The sequence below is a fragment of the Laceyella putida genome, from assembly GCF_042665195.1.
Classification (GTDB): Bacteria; Bacillota; Bacilli; order Thermoactinomycetales; family Thermoactinomycetaceae; genus Laceyella; species Laceyella putida.
Window position 1 is genome coordinate 1 of the sequence record NZ_JBHTBW010000073.1, and the last position, 1,887, is coordinate 1,887.

Consider the following 1,887-nt stretch of genomic DNA (forward strand, 5'->3'; position numbering starts at 1 on the left):
GCATATCGCTATGCCGCTCGGTATCTCTCCGGTGATTTGCAACTTGACTGAAAGTGTAAGAAGGTTGTTTCAAGCTTCCTTCTTACCCTCGTTGCTTTATTCCATATCTAATTTTCAAGGTGCGCATTCCCGCAATGCAGCAGGCTTTTCAGTTGATCATCACCGCATCTCACGGCGACATGTAGTAATATAACATGCCTAAAAAATAAATGCAACCCCTTTTTTTATTTTTTTATTGTCCACGCAAAAGCAACCAAAAAAGTGAAGGTTTTTCTATGGTTTTGCAAAACGATTCCCTTTCAAACACAGACAAGACCCGATCTAAGGGCATAAAAAGACCCCAACTTGGTGCACCACCCGTTGGGGTCTGAATGATTGGCGCAACTTTTCAATCTATTACAGGTCATCTGCGGCCGCGATTCGTTCATTTGATCATTTGGCCAACAAGGCTTCCATCACCACTCGCACCGGCATTTCCCTTATATGGAAATCTCGAACGAAAACCTGTAAACTTGTTTCCAAATAAGTCGGTGATTTCATGAATGTCACCCTCTTCTTCTTGCAATCTTTTCGAATAATCTGTCTTTTTTTCACGATGAATGAATTGAGATCCAATTCAATGGGTTTGATGAAATATTGAGCGGCCAACCAATAAACCAAGGTGGCCACCGCGGAGGTAATGATCGCTTCCAAGTATAAGCCTTGTATCCATTGGTAACTTTGCGCGACACAAAACATCAGCCCGTAGGCGATAAAGGAGATGAGAATGTACACAAGGTGAGGTCGTATGATACGAAACACCATATCACCACTTTCACCGGTATATTGTATGAATGATTAGCTTATTCTTAATTATATTTATATAATGTCATATATATTTTATAACGATGTTAAATTACACATAAAAAAGGCTTGCAAGCCCCCGATAAGAGCTCACAAGCTTCTCATGGTTAAATATTGGGAATCTGCCAATCAATTTCGTTTCTGCCCAACTCCCGCAAAATCTGATTTGTTTTGGAAAAGGGCTTGGTGCCAAAAAAACCTTTTTTCGCCGCAAAGGGGCTGGGATGGGCCGATTCGATGATAAAGTGGCGTTCATGGTTGATTAAACTCTTCTTCTCTTGCGCATGCCGGCCCCACAATAGGAATACCACCGGCTGCTCCCGCTCATTCAAGGCTCGGATCACCTGATCGGTAAAGATTTCCCATCCTTTGCCCTTATGGGAATTGGGATTGCTTTCCCTAACCGTTAACACCGTATTCAGCATCAATACGCCTTGCTCCGCCCACTTCACCAAGTGCCCGTGATTGGGGATTTCGCACCCCACATCCGCTTGCAATTCCTTGAAGATGTTTTTCAGTGAGGGAGGTTGTTTCACCCCCGGTTTGACGGAAAAACTTAATCCATGTGCTTGTCCGGGGCCATGATAGGGATCTTGGCCCAAGATCACGACGTTGGTATCTTGGTAGGAAGTCAAATTCAACGCGGAAAACACTTCGTCTTGTTGAGGATAGACCGTTTGTTGCTCATATTCTTCTTTCAAAAAAGCGATCAGTTCTTTATAATACGTTTTCTCAAACTCCGCTTGTAATATCGAGGCCCAATCGTTGGTAAGAGTAAACATCTTATACACCTGTTCCTCTCCGTCTGATCTCTGGTGTTCTTTACCCATTCATTGTCACATAGTAGGCAAACAGTGTAAAGGAACAAGTGTTTGACAAGCTTGGTGGAGATGAACGACTGGGGTAAAGCCACTCCCGATTCACGCTTTTATCCGCGCAATAAAAAAGCCCCAGCCAATTGGCTGGGGCATCTTGTATTCCCTGAAAACTAAAGAGTGAGTAAACCGTGACCTGAGAAAGTGTTCGTTCATTTAGCTCGTAAGA

At 43.4% G+C, this 1,887-nt stretch carries 4 protein-coding genes; 1 reads left to right on the forward strand and 3 read right to left on the reverse strand.

All coding sequences use genetic code 11. The features are described 5' to 3' along the window. The coding region (locus tag ACFQNG_RS18530; protein ID WP_379867399.1) for a hypothetical protein at positions 1-193 on the forward strand (193 nt) is incomplete at its 5' end. A 239-nt stretch (positions 194-432) separates the two neighbouring features. Here the strand turns inward: ACFQNG_RS18530 and ACFQNG_RS18535 are convergent. The 3 genes from ACFQNG_RS18535 to ACFQNG_RS18545 form a co-directional block, all read right to left on the reverse strand. After that, the gene (locus ACFQNG_RS18535; RefSeq protein ID WP_379867400.1) at positions 433-801 is read right to left on the reverse strand and encodes a hypothetical protein; all 369 of its coding nucleotides are present in this window, start codon (positions 799-801) and stop codon (positions 433-435) included. Positions 802-950: 149 nt separating this feature from the next. After that, positions 951-1,625: a uracil-DNA glycosylase gene (locus ACFQNG_RS18540; RefSeq protein ID WP_379867402.1), complete on the reverse strand. Its 675-nt coding sequence runs from the start codon at positions 1,623-1,625 to the stop codon at positions 951-953. Positions 1,626-1,665: 40 nt separating this feature from the next. Further along, positions 1,666-1,887: hypothetical protein (locus ACFQNG_RS18545; RefSeq protein ID WP_379867401.1), on the reverse strand; the 222-nt coding region annotated here is incomplete at its 5' end.